This is a genomic window from Maribacter sp. (assembly GCF_039968975.1).
GTDB lineage: Bacteria > Bacteroidota > Bacteroidia > Flavobacteriales > Flavobacteriaceae > Maribacter.
The window spans coordinates 19,668-35,346 of the sequence record NZ_JBDVOT010000081.1; the positions used below are offsets into that span (position 1 = coordinate 19,668).

16 protein-coding genes are annotated in these 15,679 nt (G+C 35.3%); 7 read left to right on the forward strand and 9 right to left on the reverse strand.

What is annotated here, in order from left to right; all coding sequences use genetic code 11:
• Window positions 1-4: 4 nt before the first annotated feature.
• The 4 genes from ABJI11_RS05965 to pdxA all read right to left on the reverse strand — a co-directional run bounded on the left by ABJI11_RS05965 (window position 5) and on the right by pdxA (window position 3,141).
• Window positions 5-997 (reverse strand): beta-ketoacyl-ACP synthase III, encoded by a 993-nt coding sequence (locus tag ABJI11_RS05965; RefSeq protein ID WP_276491329.1) that lies wholly within the window; start codon window positions 995-997, stop codon window positions 5-7.
• 233 nt (window positions 998-1,230) lie between these two features.
• A complete protein-coding gene (gene rpmF / locus ABJI11_RS05970) occupies window positions 1,231-1,428 on the reverse strand; it encodes a 50S ribosomal protein L32 (RefSeq protein WP_027065618.1) in 198 nt (65 codons plus the stop codon).
• 7 nt (window positions 1,429-1,435) lie between these two features.
• Window positions 1,436-1,966 (reverse strand): DUF177 domain-containing protein, encoded by a 531-nt coding sequence (locus ABJI11_RS05975; protein WP_276491330.1) that lies wholly within the window; start codon window positions 1,964-1,966, stop codon window positions 1,436-1,438.
• 122 nt (window positions 1,967-2,088) lie between these two features.
• Window positions 2,089-3,141 (reverse strand): 4-hydroxythreonine-4-phosphate dehydrogenase PdxA, encoded by a 1,053-nt coding sequence (gene pdxA / locus ABJI11_RS05980; protein WP_348350365.1) that lies wholly within the window; start codon window positions 3,139-3,141, stop codon window positions 2,089-2,091.
• A gap of 137 nt (window positions 3,142-3,278) precedes the next feature.
• On the opposite strand from pdxA, the gene ABJI11_RS05985 reads away from it, so the two are divergent.
• Window positions 3,279-3,863, forward strand: coding sequence for a riboflavin synthase (locus ABJI11_RS05985; RefSeq protein WP_348350345.1), 585 nt, complete (start codon window positions 3,279-3,281; stop codon window positions 3,861-3,863).
• A 4-nt stretch (window positions 3,864-3,867) separates the two neighbouring features.
• Here ABJI11_RS05985 and ABJI11_RS05990 read toward each other — a convergent pair whose 3' ends face one another.
• The gene (locus ABJI11_RS05990) at window positions 3,868-4,956 is read right to left on the reverse strand and encodes a DUF5009 domain-containing protein (RefSeq protein WP_348350347.1); all 1,089 of its coding nucleotides are present in this window, start codon (window positions 4,954-4,956) and stop codon (window positions 3,868-3,870) included.
• 7 nt (window positions 4,957-4,963) lie between these two features.
• The gene (locus ABJI11_RS05995; RefSeq protein WP_348350349.1) at window positions 4,964-6,775 is read right to left on the reverse strand and encodes a sodium:solute symporter family protein; all 1,812 of its coding nucleotides are present in this window, start codon (window positions 6,773-6,775) and stop codon (window positions 4,964-4,966) included.
• Between the two features lie 75 nt (window positions 6,776-6,850).
• Between ABJI11_RS05995 and ABJI11_RS06000 the strand changes: the two genes are divergently transcribed.
• The 4 genes from ABJI11_RS06000 to ABJI11_RS06015 all read left to right on the forward strand — a co-directional run bounded on the left by ABJI11_RS06000 (window position 6,851) and on the right by ABJI11_RS06015 (window position 10,815).
• On the forward strand, window positions 6,851-7,606 hold the full coding sequence (locus tag ABJI11_RS06000; protein ID WP_276491335.1) for a sulfite exporter TauE/SafE family protein: 756 nt from the start codon (window positions 6,851-6,853) through the stop codon (window positions 7,604-7,606).
• A gap of 67 nt (window positions 7,607-7,673) precedes the next feature.
• Window positions 7,674-8,423, forward strand: a complete 750-nt coding sequence (locus ABJI11_RS06005) for a hypothetical protein (RefSeq protein ID WP_348350351.1) — start codon at window positions 7,674-7,676, stop codon at window positions 8,421-8,423.
• 128 nt (window positions 8,424-8,551) lie between these two features.
• On the forward strand, window positions 8,552-9,139 hold the full coding sequence (locus ABJI11_RS06010) for a hypothetical protein (protein WP_348350353.1): 588 nt from the start codon (window positions 8,552-8,554) through the stop codon (window positions 9,137-9,139).
• A 152-nt stretch (window positions 9,140-9,291) separates the two neighbouring features.
• Complete coding sequence (locus ABJI11_RS06015) at window positions 9,292-10,815, forward strand: GH3 auxin-responsive promoter family protein (protein WP_348350355.1); 1,524 nt, start codon at window positions 9,292-9,294, stop codon at window positions 10,813-10,815.
• 12 nt (window positions 10,816-10,827) lie between these two features.
• Here the strand turns inward: ABJI11_RS06015 and ABJI11_RS06020 are convergent, their stop codons facing one another.
• On the reverse strand, window positions 10,828-11,394 hold the full coding sequence (locus tag ABJI11_RS06020; protein ID WP_348350357.1) for a hypothetical protein: 567 nt from the start codon (window positions 11,392-11,394) through the stop codon (window positions 10,828-10,830).
• Between the two features lie 59 nt (window positions 11,395-11,453).
• Window positions 11,454-12,881 (reverse strand): cardiolipin synthase, encoded by a 1,428-nt coding sequence (gene cls / locus ABJI11_RS06025; RefSeq protein ID WP_348350359.1) that lies wholly within the window; start codon window positions 12,879-12,881, stop codon window positions 11,454-11,456.
• A 130-nt stretch (window positions 12,882-13,011) separates the two neighbouring features.
• Between cls and ABJI11_RS06030 the strand changes: the two genes are divergently transcribed.
• Window positions 13,012-13,422: a hypothetical protein gene (locus ABJI11_RS06030; protein ID WP_348350361.1), complete on the forward strand. Its 411-nt coding sequence runs from the start codon at window positions 13,012-13,014 to the stop codon at window positions 13,420-13,422.
• Between the two features lie 76 nt (window positions 13,423-13,498).
• Window positions 13,499-15,052 (forward strand): hypothetical protein, encoded by a 1,554-nt coding sequence (locus ABJI11_RS06035; RefSeq protein ID WP_348350363.1) that lies wholly within the window; start codon window positions 13,499-13,501, stop codon window positions 15,050-15,052.
• Window positions 15,053-15,121: 69 nt separating this feature from the next.
• On the opposite strand, the gene ABJI11_RS06040 is transcribed toward ABJI11_RS06035, so the two are convergent.
• Window positions 15,122-15,304: a hypothetical protein gene (locus ABJI11_RS06040; RefSeq protein WP_276491342.1), complete on the reverse strand. Its 183-nt coding sequence runs from the start codon at window positions 15,302-15,304 to the stop codon at window positions 15,122-15,124.
• Window positions 15,305-15,679 lie beyond the last annotated feature (375 nt).

Here is a 15,679-nt window from a genome sequence, read left to right on the forward strand (position 1 = left end):
TTAGTTAATAAGCCCATTTAAGGTAAATGGAACCCCATGTAAAGCCGCCACCAAAGGCTGCAAATACAAGGTTATCTCCTTTTTTAAGCTGTTTTTCGTAATCGAACAATAAAAGTGGTAACGTTGCCGAAGTGGTATTACCGTAGCGCTGAATATTCATTAACACTTTAGAATCATCTACACCCATTCTTTTTGCCGTAGCGTCTATAATACGCTTATTGGCCTGATGTGGTACCAACCAGTCAACATCTGACTCGGTAAGATCATTTCTATCCATAATCTTCGCCGCTACATCTGCCATGTTGGAAACGGCAAATTTGAATACCGTTTTTCCTTCTTGAAAAATAAAATGCTTTTTATTGGTAACACTTTCTATAGTAGCCGGCATTAAAGAACCGCCACCTTCCATGCCCAAATATTGTCTACCGCTACCGTCTGCCCTTAAATACTCATCTTGAAAACCAAGACCTTCAGTGTTTGGTTCAAAAAGAACTGCACCGGCACCATCTCCAAAGATGATACATGTTGTACGGTCTGTATAATCAATAATAGATGACATTTTATCCGCACCTATAAGTAGTACTTTTTTATATCTACCGGTTTCTATATGACCAGCAGCCGATGACATGCCAAAAAGAAAACTTGAACATGCCGCTAATAAATCATAGGCAAAAGCATTGACAGCCCCTATCTCTGAAGCAACGAAAGCTGCCGTAGAAGCAACCATACTATCCGGTGTTGCCGTTGCAACTATAACAAGGTCTATTTCAGAAGCTTTTAGCCCCTTCTTTTCCATGAGGTCCTGTGCCGCTTTAATGGCCAAATACGACGTACCTTCTCCCTCTTCCTTCTTTAGTACCCTTCTTTCCTTAATCCCTGTTCTGGTAGTGATCCATTCGTCATTGGTTTCTACCAAATCCTCAAGCATTTTGTTGGTCATTACAAACTGGGGAACGTAGCCTCCTACCGCGGTAATAGCTGCTGTAATTTTGGTCATACTTTATTTGCTTTCTTGTAAAAAACTTAAAAAACCTGTCAAAAGTCATGAAAATTAGTGATTTTCAACGACTTTTTGGGTAAAGTTATCGGGTTTTTGAAAAATTGCAATTAATAGCCACACCTGTGTTATTCTTTAATTTATCTGAGTAACAAGGTCCTAAAATACAAATTGGGCTAAAAAAAACTCCCTACTTCAAATGAAGTGGGAGCATAGTATAATGTAAAAAGGTCTTAAGCTTCTGCTTCTTCAGTTTTGTCAACCAAAACTTGACCTCTATAATGTAATTTTCCTTCATGCCAGTGAGCTCTGTGAAATAGGTGAGTCTCGCCAGTTGTAGAATCGGTAGCCAATGTTGGTGCTACTGCTTTATAATGTGTTCTTCTTTTGTCTCTCCTTGTTTTGGAAATTTTTCTTTTAGGATGTGCCATTTAAACCTTATTTATCCGTTAATAACTTCTTTAATTCGTCCCATCTGGGATCGTTTTCTTCTTTATCTGATCTTTTCTCTTTTGGTTGAAGCTCCTTTAACCTGTCTAACACTTCAGATTCTAAAGTGCCATCTTCAATACCAGGATGAATTCTTTTTTGCGGAACTGCCAATACTAGCATTTCATACACGTATTGCGCAATATTTAATTGGTGTTCGTTATGAGGAAGAATCAATATTTCATCATTCTCGTCATTATACTCTTCACCAAACTTTACCACTAAATGTAAATCGCCGCTTACAGCTTGATCATACGGTTCACTGGTAATGTCACAATCAACATTCACTGTTCCAGATGCTTCCATATCAACCTCCATCATTGTACTTGTTTTATGAAGTACTACATCTAAATTGATGTTGGTAGCATTGAACTCATCATATCCAAAAGAATCAAAGAACGTATTGTCAATCTGGTAATTAAAGTTGTGTTTTCCTTGCTTCAATCCTGAGAAAGGAATATTGAACTCCTTTTGCTTCATCACGTACACACTTAAATTAACACTAATCGCCCACAAAAGGCGGGTGCAAAGATACTATAATTTTGATAAAAGACAATAGTTATCAACTATTTATCTTTATAACTTTTTAATCGGACTAAATTTTAACGTTCTCTCTTTAAACGTTGCTTTTTTAATACGTCTTTGGTCAGCTCTTCATACTCTGTTCTGTTCTTAAAAATCTTCAGTGCCATGAAGACCGCTTCTTTGAACGAACTCTCGTCTGCCACACCTTTTCCTGCTATTTCATAGGCTGTTCCATGATCTGGCGATGTTCTCACCTTACTTAACCCCGCCGTAAAATTTACCCCTTGACCAAATGCTATTGTTTTAAACGGAATTAGACCTTGATCATGGTATGCCGCCAAAATTGCATCGAACTTTTTATAACCGTCTGAGCCAAAAAAGCTATCTGCCGAGTACGGACCGTATACTAAATGACCCATATTTGCCATTTCTTTTATAACCGGCTTCATTACCTCATCGTCTTCTTTGCCAATTACACCATTATCTCCACTATGTGGATTTATACCCAACAATGCTATTTTTGGTTTGCGAATACCAAAATCCATCTTCAATGATTTTTCAATGGTATTGATCTTATCGCGTATCAGTCTTGGTATTATAGCTGCAGAAACATCTTTTACCGCTACATGATCTGTTAACAAACCAACCTTTAAGGTATCTGTTACCATAAACATTAAGCTTTCACCATCTAACTCTTGAGCTAAAAAGTCTGTATGCCCCGGGAATTTAAATTCGTCTGACTGAATATTATTCTTGTTGATCGGTGCCGTTACCAATACATCTATATCACCTTTCTTCAATGCATCTACCGCTGCTCTCAAAGATTTTATAGCATATTCACCACCAGCTTTGGTCGCTTGACCAAAATCTACTCTTGGCACCTCTTTCCAAACATTTACAATATTGACCTTATTATCTATCGCTTTTGACGCATCTGGTATACCGTTGAAAACAACATTAAGTTTCAACTGCTTCATTTGAAAGGAAACTATTTTGTTTGAAGCAAAAATAACAGGAGTACAGAAGTCTAACATTCTGCTGTCTTGGAATGTTTTTAATGCAACTTCACATCCTATTCCGTTTAAGTCTCCTATTGAGATGCCTAACCTTATTTTCCTATTTTCCTCCATGATAATCTGTACCTTTGTAACCCCACTTAAAACCTTAAACTTGGTTTTCACTTTCCAAAAGGAGAAGCATAGTGGTCGTCCTAATTTAAATATTGGGACACATATTAAAGGACAAAATTACTTAAATTAAACGACACATGTTTACGGGAATTATTGAAACATTAGGTAAGGTTACTTCTCTTGAAGCTAAAGGCGGAAACTTAGATATCACCATAGAATCTAGCTTAACTCCTGAACTTAAAATAGATCAAAGTGTGGCGCATAACGGTGTTTGCCTTACGGTTGTAAGTCTTACCGATACTACTTACACGGTAACCGCTATTGCTGAAACACTGAATAAAACCAACTTAGATACGCTTAAAACCAATGATGTTGTAAACTTGGAACGTGCCATGATTTTAGGATCTAGATTAGACGGGCATATTGTTCAGGGCCATGTTGATCAAACCGGTGAATGTACAAGTGTAAAGGAAGATAATGGAAGTTGGATCTTCTCATTTACCTATGATGCCGCAACTGGTAACCCTACTATTGAGAAAGGTTCTATTACTATTGACGGTACTAGTTTAACTGTCGTTAATTCTGGAAAAAATTCTTTCGAAGTAGCCATTATACCTTATACGTATGAACATACTCGTTTCAACACCTACAAACCGGGTACCATTGTTAACCTGGAGTTTGATGTTATTGGAAAGTATGTTGCCAAACTGATGGCGAAATAACTACCTATACCTTTATAAATATCTTTTTCTGATATAGAATGTATCCCACAAGGCTATAAAACAGCACTACGCTTAGCCCGTATAAAAGGGAGGATGTTTCTAGTGCCAAAAAATCATGGACATATACTTTTTGGAACAACCACCCGTGTAACGAGGTGTCACCAATTTGTATTTGACCCATTACCTTACTTATAAAACTAGATAGAAAATAAATAACGATTGCATTTGCACCTGCATATCTGAACACAGACCCGAACTCTATTTTCTTTATGTCTGTCAAATAATAAATTAAAGCTAAAATAAGATTTGCCCAACCTGCGGTTACTAAAACGAAACTACTTGTCCAAAGGGCCTTGTTAATGGGAAAGAATATATCCCAAATGTGACCAATGATTAAGAGACTACCTCCCAGTCCCATTAAAATGGTGGCTTTCTTTTCTTGTTTACTGGTTAAAATGAGACCCGTAAAAACTCCTAATAAGGAGCTTGCAATAGAAGGCATAGTACTCAATAATCCTTCTGGGTCATAATCTGCTTTATAATTATGAGAACCAAAAACTTTTACATCTATCCAATTGGCTAGATTATTTGGTGCCCGTTCTAATGTAGATGTCACACCTTCCACAGGAACAAATGTCATTAACAACCAATAGCCTATTAATAATATCGCTGCCACCCAAATCAATTGTTTCCAATTCAGGTTGATGAATAATAATGCCGCGAAAAAGAATACTACGCCAATACGTTGCAACACTCCCGGAAAACGAATTTCACTAAAACTTTTAAAGAACGGAAAATGAATAAGAAATGCCCCTAAGAAAAGACCCAATGCAATTAACTTCAATGCTCTAATGGCAATCTTTTTATAAGCAGCTGCATCTACAGTTCTGTTTTTATAGGAGAATGCAATTGATGTACCCACTATAAAAAGGAAGAACGGAAAAACTAAATCGGTAGGTGTATAACCATGCCAGTCGGCATGCAAGAAAGGGGCATACACATTAGACCATGTTCCCGGGGTATTTACCAAGACCATTAGAAGAATAGTGGCTCCTCTAAAAATATCGACAGATAAAATTCTTTCCTTTTTCATCTTAAAGCTATAAAATGTTTCCTTTTAAGCGATTCCAAGCTTTTACCAATAACACCCCGGCTATTGCAGAAACTACGGTTAAAACGATAGCCTGTGTGGTTCTACCATAAATCCAATATCCGGTTGCGAACATTATAGAATAAATTAGAATTACCCCTAATAGCATAGCTGTAACACCGGCTGGTACACTCCATTTTTCTTTGTCTTCTACAATCTTAACGGAATCAGTTTTTGCTTGAGCAACTACTTTTGACCAACCCGGACCACCTGGTTGTATTTTTTTATAGAAGCTTCTTAAAGTATCATTAGATTCTGGCTGTGTCATAAAAGTAGCTATCAACCAAATGATCGTAGTTACCACCACTATAAATATGTATTCTGACCAGTCTGGTAACACCCCTGTTTCCGTTGCAAAAAGATATGCGCCTACGGGAGTCAATTTTAATATGATAGAAATAATACCCGATGCGAACATTGCAGTAATTTCACTCCATGCATTAATTCTCCACCAGAACCATCTTAGAATAAATATGAGTCCGGTACCTGCACCGAAAGCCAATAAAATATCAAATAACTGAAGTGCATTTTGTAGCAACAATGCCAATGTAGCACTAAATAACATTAAAACTATCGTAGAAATTCTACCCACTGCCACCAATCTTTTTTCTGATGCATTAGGGTTTATCTGTTGTTTATAGAAATCAAAAACAATGTATGACGACCCCCAGTTCAACTGTGTACTAATGGTACTCATATATGCGGCTACCAAAGAAGCCAACACAACCCCTAACAATCCACTAGGTAGTTTGGTCAACATAGCAGAATATGCTAAATCATGACCCAATTTGTCTGCTGTTACATTTGGGAAAGCTTCTTGTATACTCGCCAAATCTGGGTATACCACTATGGAGGCCAATGCCACTAAAATCCACGGCCATGGTCTTAATGCGTAGTGCATGATATTGAAAAAGAAGGTTGCCCCAATAGCGTGATTTTCATCTTTTGCCGCCAACATACGTTGCGCAATATAACCACCACCACCTGGCTCTGCACCTGGGTACCAAGAACTCCACCATTGTACGGCCAGCGGAATTATAAATAAAGTAATCAATGCCTTTTTATTACTGAAATCTGGTAATATGTTCAATTTTGAAGCTACGTTCTCATTCGCCATTAAGGCTTCAATACCGCCAACTTCGGGAATATTTACCAAGTAATATGCAGCACCTATGGCACCTGCCATAGCCACAAAAAACAGAAGGAAATCTGTATACACCACACCTTTGAATCCGCCAAGAGCGCTAAAGGTTACTGTAATAAGACCAGCACTTACAACCGTTTGCCAAGGTTCTAGACCCAGCATAATGCTTCCTATTTTTATCGCTGCCAATGTTACGGCAGACATGGTAATGACATTAAAAATCACCCCTAAATAAACTGCCCTGAATTTTCTTAAGAAACTAGCTGGTTTTCCGCCATAGCGCATTTCATAAAACTCTAAATCTGTATTTACATTTGATTTACGCCATAATTTTGCATAAACGAAAACAGTCAACATACCTGTTATTAAAAAACACCACCAAACCCAGTTACCAGAAACGCCGTTTGTACGAACAATATCGGTCACCAAATTGGGTGTATCTGTTGAAAACGTAGTTGCCACCATTGAAAGCCCTAAAAGCCACCATGGCATAGTACGACCGGATAGAAAAAACTCTGATGAATTTTTACCTGATGTTTTTGATACATAAAACCCTATGCCTAAGACAAGGGAAAAGAAAACTATAATAAAAGTATAGTCTAACGTACTGAGTTCCATAAGTTGGTTTTAGGTTGATTGTTAAAGATATATTATTTTAGGACATTTTTATATCTAATACGCTAAACGTACCACGTGCTTCTATCAATAACTACTGAAATTACCCCAACCGCATGGATCTTGGCGTCTATTGCCACTTTTATCATAGGATTATCTAAAGCGGGCATAAAAGGAATTGCCGTTTTAAACGTAACGATAATGGCTTTGGCATTTGGCGCAAGACAGTCAACAGGCATGGTAGTACCGCTTCTTGTTCTTGCGGATATTTTTGCCGTAATCTATTACAATCGATACACACAGTGGAAGTATGTTTTTAAAGTACTACCATGGATGCTTTTTGGCTTGCTCATTGGTGTTTTTATTGGAAATGAATTACCCGAGAAGTTTTTTAAAATAGGTATGGCAATCATAATTATCATTACCGTAGCCATGATGTTTTATTGGGATCGTAAAAAAGACAAAAACGTACCATCTCATTGGACGTTTGCCGGCGCAATTGGCACCATAGCCGGTATTACCACCATGGTAGGTAATTTAGCCGGAGCATTTTCCAATATTTACTTTTTAGCCATGCGGTTGCCCAAAAATCAATTTATTGGTACTGCTGCTTGGTTATTTTTAATCGTGAATATCATTAAACTTCCCTTTCACTTTTTTGTTTGGAAAACCATTACCCTAGAATCACTAACTCTAAACCTGATGCTTTTACCTGGCATACTTTTAGGTTTCTTTGTAGGCATTCGGTTTATTAAACACATTAAAGAAGCGTTTTTTAGAAAAATGATTTTGGTTTTAACCGCTGTTGGTGCTGTGCTGATTATGCTTAGTTAGTGTTATATCTTTAGGTTTGAGCTATTTTGGCGTGAAAATCAATTTTAAAGACCTTTTTCGATACTAGATGAAAAATTACATTTTAATACTTTCGATTTTTTCTGTCTTAAATATATTCAGTCAAGATCCGATGACTGCAAGTTTAGTTGAAAGTATTATTGATCATGATTTCCCGAAAGACTTTGAGCACTACTTATTATTTAAAGAAGGTTTAGAAGATCCTATTATTAAAGATTCGCTTCAAAAATTTCAACTACGAGAATTAAAATTGTTAGACAATAATTTTCCATTAGACTTGATATATAGATCAAATGAGGAAACAATAGATTGGACAAACTACTCTTTAAAAAATGTCAAATATCTGTCAAGAGATAAGTATAAAAGATTTTCTCCACCTCTAGGAAAGAGTATCATTTTTGTAAAATATAATATTAAATCCGGGAAATACGATAGTATTTTAAGTAATAAAAAACTCCATACTATAGTAGTAAAGAAAAAAATGCTTTGGAATAAAAATAAGATTTGGAAAAATAAAAAGCTTAACCAAGAACTGGTCAAAGCTTGGGAAATTGACGAGAAAATTAATGACGAAGAGAATATATACTTCCAAATTTCTAAACCTATATTTTCAAAAGACCATAAATATGCTAAAATTTCAATTTTGGAAAACCAGCGATGTAAAGGTGAAGGTTACACCGAACTTTATAGATACCACAATGAAACTTGGGAAATGCTATTGAGATACAATTTTGTGTCATCTAAGGTTTGGATATCGCATGCAAAATGTGGCAATATTCGAATAGTAGGAACAGAATAGATTACGAAAGAAACAAATTCAATTAATAGAATTATTTTGGTGTAAATTTCTGCGGGAGTTGTGCTTATTTTGCTTAGTTAAAGATTGTATTTTTAAGTTTAGTTTAATTATTCTCAATACGCTTGTAAATGAAACCAGAAGAGTTTAAAAAATTATGGACTTCTAATGAAGAAAAGCTTAACCCTATTAGTATAAATAGGTTAAATGGGCTTGGATTGAGTGATGCCTCTATCCAATTTCTAAACACTGCTGGACTTCCACAAAGTGCTGCTCCATTCCTTAGTTTCGTTACAGATTCAGATGATTTATACCAGGGAATTCATAAACTGACAAAAATTTATGAGTTCTTAGAGCCTGAATTTGATAAGTACATAGTTATTGGAAGTTGCAGTGACGGAGACCCCATTGTCGTAAATACTGAATTAGAGGATCGAATAGAATTTCTTGATCATGAAGATTATTTCTCCTCTAAACCTTTCAACTCAAATTTTAGCTCAATGACCGACTCCTTAATTGCTTACAGCAAATTCATTGAAAGAGTTCAAAATGAAAACGGAGAAGACGCATATATGAATTCTAATTTTTCTGACGAACAGTTTGAAACACTAAAATCGGAACTATTATTAGCAGATTCTAAAATTATAAAACAAAACGGATTTTGGTTGGAGCAATTAGAAATGGAATTGGAAATAAGAAAAGATTTTCAAAATGAATAAGCTTTCTACAAATTCATATAAAATGAAACATTAAGTTTTAATATTGTCTCTTAACATCTCAACCCAATAAAGTCCACATATTTCAGATTAGGGTTAATCTTTACTTCATGTAACCAGTAATTTAGCGATACTAACCAAAAATACTGCTACACATGAATATCATAGGAAATTTTATAAAAGGTGTCATCGATATTACCGACAAAATTACTGGTGATGACAACCCAATTGAAGATCAAAAAGCTGTTCTTCAAAACCTTTTAGAAACCGCAAAAGATACTTCTTTTGGTAAAGCCTATGACTTCAACAATATTTTGGAAAGTGATAATTCGCAGCAAGCATTTCGTGATGCCGTGCCTTATTTCGACTATAATCAAATCAATGAAAAATGGTGGCATAAATTACATGAAGACCAAACCGATGTTACATGGCCTGGAAGTCCAGATTATTTTGCATTGAGTTCTGGTACTACAGGCAAAACAAGTAAACGTATACCGGTTACAGATGCTATGATAGACTCTATAAGACAAGCGGGTATTAAACAGGTATTGGCAATATCAAATTTTGACCTTCCGGCAGATTTCTTTGAAACAGGTATTTTAATGCTGGGCAGTTCTACAGATTTGGTTGAAAATGATGACCATTTAGAAGGTGAGATCAGCGGTATTAGCGCCAGTAATATTCCGTCTTGGTTTAGTGGTTACTACAAACCCGGAAAAGAAATTGCCAAAATTGATGATTGGGACGAGCGTGTTGCAAAAATTGCAGAGCAAGCTGCCGATTGGGATATTGGTGCTCTTAGTGGTATTCCTTCTTGGATAGAATTAATGCTGAAAGAGGTCATTAAAAAACATAACTTGAATAATATTCATGAAATATGGCCCAACCTGCAAGTGTACACTTCTGGCGGAGTAGCTTTTGGTCCTTATGAAAAGAGTTTTAATGCTTTAATGGGGAAACCTGTTACGGTAATTGACACCTATTTGGCATCAGAGGGGTTTATTGCCTTTCAAGCAAGACCTGAAACCGATGCCATGAAATTGGTGACCGATAACGGAATCTATTTTGAGTTTGTTCCTTTCAATCCTGATTATATTTTAGAAGATGGTTCTCTTGCTCAAGATGCTCCTTCCCTAACACTATCCGAGGTTGAAACAGGTCAAAACTATGTATTGATCATAAGTACTGTTAGTGGCGCTTGGCGCTATCTTATTGGTGATACTATTGAGTTTACAGATGTAGAACGTGCCGAAATAAAAATAACCGGTCGTACCAAATTCTTTTTGAACACCGTGGGTTCGCAATTATCTGTCAATAAATTAGATGATGCGCTACAAGATATCATGGAGACTTTTGACATTGAAGTACCTGAATATACCCTTTGTGCAAAGAAATATGAAGATGGTTTTTACCATACCTGGTATTTAGGAACTAAGGCAACGCATGACCCAAAAGAAATTGCCCAAAAACTAGATGAGTCTTTAAAGGCTGCGAACAAGAATTACAAAGTTGCCCGTTCAAAAGCATTAAAAGGAGTTAAGGTTTTTACCATTGACCCTGAAGTGTTTTATAATTGGAACGACAGTAATAAAAAGAAAGGCGGACAGATAAAAATGGAACGCGTAATGAAAGAGGAAAAGTTTGCCGAGTGGGAAGCTTTCGTTGAAAAACAGCAATAAAACATAGCGGTTTTACTCCTTAAGCGCAGCGTCTCTTTCTTCTACCAAAATCATAATTTCTTCTGGTGATAAATAGAAGTTTTTAATTCGGTCTACATACGCTTTAGTTAAACCTGCTTTAGTTAAAATAAACTCTTTTGTAGCAAGTATATAGGTTTCCATACCATGTGTAACTGCAAAAGAATCTGCACGGCGCTCAGCCTCTCGTATATAATTTTCTGAGGTAATGTATTTAAACCCAAAACCTATTAAATTGAACCCTCCACGCTGCTGGTAATCCATTACATGACCTAGTTCATGACCCAACCACCCAATCATAATTTCTGAAGGTATATCTTTTGTGTAATACACAGAATCTGCAATCTTTATCCTTTCACTTATCAAAATAAAATAGGACCTATTTTTTTTAGACTTAAAGACACTCCAAAATGATGGTTGTGCCTGCATGGTAGACTTCTTTATATCCTTCTTAAACTTGAATTCAATCTTGGTATTGGCAAGTTCAGGATAATGAGAAAGTGCAATTTTTGCTTCTTCGGTTATTTCTTCAGGAATTATATGTTGTGCGGATGCAACCATAGGGTAACTTAGTAGTATTAAGATTAAATAATTTATTTTGATTTTATATATAAGTTTCATCACAATAGCGGACTAAAGAATTTGGCGAGACCTTCTAAAAACTTACTGAACGGTGATCTCTTTTTAAACTTTTCTAAATCTACTTTTGCATCGTCTGTACAATGTCTTGTAAAGAGCTTTTCTATATGCGATGCTTTTTCTTTGTCATATAAAATAGCATTGGTTTCAAAGTTGTGCTCAAAACTTCGATAGTCAAAATTACCTGAACCTACAGAAACCACTTCGCCATCTATAATTATTACCTTACTATGAGAAAAATCTGGTCTCAAGTAAATATTGGCGCCAACCTCCAACAAAGCTTCAAATGTGGAAAACATACTGTATTGAGCTAATAATGAATCTGATATTTTAGGTGTTAACAAGGTTACCTCAACTCCGCTTAAAGCTGCAATTCTAATGGCTTCCAAAACCGGTTCTCCAGGAATAAAATAAGGGTTGGCTATGCAAATACTTTTAGTTGCTATATTGATCATAGCCAGATATTGCTGCATAATAGCCGGAAACTTAGAATCTGGACCACTGGAGATTATTTGTGCTACCGTATTGCCCATAGGTTCTACTTTTGGAAAGTACTTATCTTGTAACAGCAGTTCTTCCTTTCCTGCAAAATGGTAGTCTTTCACAAAAACCCGTTGTAGACTGTTGACCGCAGGACCTTCAATTTTAAGATGTAAGTCTTGCCAAACACCTAGTTCAGATACAGGTTTCATGTATTTATCTGATACATTGAATCCGCCTGTGAAACCAACTTTACCGTCAATAATGATAATTTTTCTGTGATTTCTATAATTAAGGGTAAACAACAGATTACCAAACCGGATGGGCATGGTAGAATAGGCTTTAACCCCTAAATCTTTAAAACGTTTTACCCTTTTGCCACGCATAGAATTGCTACCAAAAGAATCATACAACATTCTAATTTCTACCCCTTCTTTTACTTTTTTAGCAAATAGGTCATGAAACTTGTCTAGCAACATGCCTTCTTCTAAAATATAATATTGAAGATGTATAAAATCTTTGGCTTCTTCTATTGCTTTAAAAATAGCCCCGAAAGCTTCTTCCCCATCATTTAATAAGGTAATTTTATTACCGTCATAAGGTGCGAAAAAACTGTTTTTTCTAATAAGCGTCGCAAGTTTATCATGCTTATAATCTTCAAATTCATGCACACTTTGTTCACCGCCCTCAAGCTCTTTATGGGTTTCTGAATACAATCTTCTTTTTTCGGTCTGCTTTAACTTAAAGAGTTTAAATTTTCTTCTGTTAATACCAAATAGGTAATATAATAGTGGTCCTAAAAAGGGAAATATAATAACAGACAAAGACCAACTAATCATCTTAGTTGCCTTAGATCCATTAAAAATTATATTGACAATACTCCACAGAGTTACTGCTATATAAGCAAGCCAAAAAATTGTATTTACCACCTTATTCGTTGTTTATCATCAATATACCATAAATAAACCCACCCTTTGGCTTAAAAACCTAATCAAGATACTTTTAGTAGTAAACGAGTTAATTACTCCCTCTAGTTGTGAGTACTTTTAAAAAAAAGTGATGGGAGTAATTGCTATGGATAAAAAACAGATAACATTATATTACAGTTCAGAAAACTCAATAGGTAAACAGTTAAATGCTTACGTAACGTCTTCTGGTAAAGAACATTTAACAATAGACATTTCTAAAACAAATGTAACCGGTACCCAATGGGCAGAATTAGCCGATGGTCTCAACAAAAACATTTCTGACCTGGTCAACATAGACCACCCGGATTTTAAAGATGCCTATGGTGAAGACACCGTTAATCTTGATGATGATGGTTGGCTAAAAATTTTGAACAAGAACCCTAGCTTTCTAAAGAATGCCATAATAATCAAAGGAAAAGAATTTATTGAACTTACAAGTGCATCAGACTTTAAGCAATACATGGATCCTGATAGTGCAGGTATAGAAAAGCCGTATAAATAAAAGCCTTATGACCCTATAAGGTTTTCTTCTGTGCATAGGGTGTTTATACCTCAAATTACTTTCTAACTATTACCTTATGTCAAAGATTTTAAAATGGATTCTGCTATTCTCTATTATCTGCTTTGGCGGCTATATGCTTGCCGAATGGAAGATGAAGAAAGAGGTTATTAGTTTTCTAGAACGAAAAGTACCTAACCATGTAGACTTTTCATATGATGACCTCACTATTAGTCTACTTCATGGAGATATCTCCTTTACAGATGTTGCCGTTGTAAGTTTAGGTAAACAAACCTCTTCATGTGAGATAAAAGTCAATGCAGATGAGCTTTCGGTAAAAGGCTTTAGTTATTGGCAAATTCTATTTCAGAATTCTATCTTCATTAAAAACCTAACACTTAGTAAACCACATCTCAACTTTAAAACCTGCCCTGATACCAAAGATAATGATGATGCCAACCAAAGCAACCCTATTAATTTATTGAAAGAAATATTTGTTGAAGAACTTATATTTGAATCTGGTGTTGTTGAAATTTGGGATGATGACGAAGCGATAAAATTAATTGCAGTAGATGAAATTAATCTCTCCCTAAAAAATGTGGTTACAGACCCAGATATCATTAAAAAATATGTTCCTTTCACCTTTGGTTCTTACCATATTGACATTCTAAATTTTAATGCTCCATTAGGTGAGTTTGAAAGGTTGAAAATGAAATCTATGGTAGTCAATAACTCCACTATTGACATCAATAACATTTCTCTTGCAACTATTTACTCTAAGTCAGCATTAAGCAAAAAAATAAGGTATGAAAGAGACCATATTAATTTGTTTATTCCGTTGTTAAAAGTTGACAATCATAATTATTTAGCAACAAACGATTCTCTTCATATTAATTTTAAAGAACTACTTCTTTCTGAACCTAATTTAGATATATATAGGGATAAATCTAGATTGGAAGATTTCAGAAATAAGCCACTTTATGGCAAATTATTACAAAAACTGCCCTTTAAAGTCGCAATTGACTCTGTTTTCATTGAAAAAGGAGCAATTGTGTACGAGGAAGATATTCCAAATGATGCATCTGCCGGAGCTTTAAGTTTTCAAAATTTAAACGTTGCCATTAGTAACCTCTCTAATATTGAAAGTGAAGATGCTTTAAAGATTAATCTAGATGCCAACCTAATGGGTGCCGGTAAATTTTATCTAGATTGGCAGTTCAATGTCTTTGACCCAAGAAGCGCTTTTCTTATTTCTGGTGGACTATCAAATTTCAATACAGCCAACTTAAATGAATTTCTTGTACCTAATCTTAGAACAAAGACAACAGGTACCATAGACCAACTCTATTTTACCATTTCTGGAGATGAATATACTTCTACTGGTGATATAAAAATGAGCTACGAAGATTTTAAATTTCAAGTCTTGAACAAAGAGCGAAACGGCGTTAAAAAAATACTTTCTTTTATTGGAAATCTATTTGTCAACGATGGCTCTAAAACAGATGCTGACGGATATAGATACGGAGACATTTCTGCAGAACGGGTAAGGCACAAATCATTCTTTAATTACTTATGGATCAATCTGCAAGATGGTTTATTAAGTGTGCTAACGGGTAACGGTAAGAAAGATTGAAATTCTTTATAAATAAAAAAGCCAGGTAGCGAACTACCTGGCTTTTCTTTTCATAGCAATATTATATTTCTAGTTGTCATCAGTAGCATCATCTACCGCGTCTTCAACTTCGTCAGCTCCATCTTCGATTTCATCTCCAACATCATCTATTCCTTCTTCAATTTTCTCTCCTGTAGTTTTTTCTTCTCTACAGCTAGTTGCAATGCTCATTGTGGCAAATGCAAATACTATCATTAATAACGATTTCTTCATAATATAGATTTTAATAATTAGGTTAATATTTTAATTTTCAGGAATTAAGGTCTGCTATTTATTACGTAGCTTATCCAACCTGACTTTACAAAAATGAGGTTTTAAACAGAGAGTGGTTTGTTGTAAAAATGAGATTATTGACTCATCTACCTAATATATAGCTTCACCCTAATGACTTCAAAATATTGAAGCTAGACAAGTATTAAATACCTTTTTTTAAGAGGACATATCGCTATTTTTAACGTTCTGGATATTCATAGGGCATTAACATGCTATCATATGAAATATCTTGATTAAAAAGGTTTTTGGCAATTGGTCTTATTTCTAAATCTGTACTATGTGGCGGCTGTATTATTTCATTTATACGGTTCAGTT